Raw genomic sequence first — 678 nt, 5'->3', positions numbered from 1 at the left:
CAGCGCCGCGCCCAGCAGCGAAACGGCCGCAAAGCCGAACACGGCGCCGGCCGGCCGCCGGCCCAGCATCCACCATTCGGCGAACGGGGTGAACACCACGCACAGGCTGATGAGGAACGCCGCCTGGCTGGCCTGCGTGTGCGCCACGCCATAGGTCTCGCACACGAAGATCGCCATCAGCAGCGCGCCCAGCGGCAGGCCGGCGCACAGGGCGCCCTGCCATTGCGCCCGCGTCGCCCGCAGGCACGCCGGGGCCAGCAGCGCCGCCGTGAGCAAAAACCGCACGGCCAGGAAACCCAGCACCGGGTAGAACGCCAGCGCCCCCTTGGCCACGCCGTAGCTGGTGCCCCAGACGACGGCCACCAGCAGCAGGACGAGGTCGGCGCTGCGCAGCAGCGTGGCGGGGCGGGCGAGGGGCAGCGTGGTCATGCGGCGATCGTAGATTCATGCCACGCCATCGATAATGGCCTCTCAGAGAACAACATTGGTTCCCCATGCGCACAAATGACGCCCTGGACTGCCTGCCTGACATGGCGGTGTTCGCCCGCGTGGTGGCGGCGGGCAGCTTTTCCGCGGCGGCGCGCGAACTGGGCCTGACCCCGTCGGCCGTGAGCCGCCAAGTGGCGCGGCTGGAAGGCGTGCTGCGCGTGCGGCTGCTGGAGCGCACCACCCGGCGCC

The 678-nt window shown here is 71.7% G+C and carries 2 protein-coding genes; one reads left to right on the top strand and one right to left on the bottom strand.

The genetic code is table 11. The features are described from left to right. On the bottom strand, positions 1-429 hold a 429-nt coding region (locus AC27IQ_RS26450), incomplete at its 3' end, for an EamA family transporter (protein WP_487091432.1). A 65-nt stretch (positions 430-494) separates the two neighbouring features. On the opposite strand from AC27IQ_RS26450, the gene AC27IQ_RS26445 reads away from it, so the two are divergent. Continuing rightward, positions 495-678: helix-turn-helix domain-containing protein (locus AC27IQ_RS26445; protein ID WP_487091431.1), on the top strand; the 184-nt coding region annotated here is incomplete at its 3' end.

It is taken from the genome of Acidovorax sp. KPB24-07 (assembly GCF_057543315.1).
Note: the sequence above shows the minus strand (reverse complement) of the source record. Positions and strands in the feature narration are given on the sequence as shown.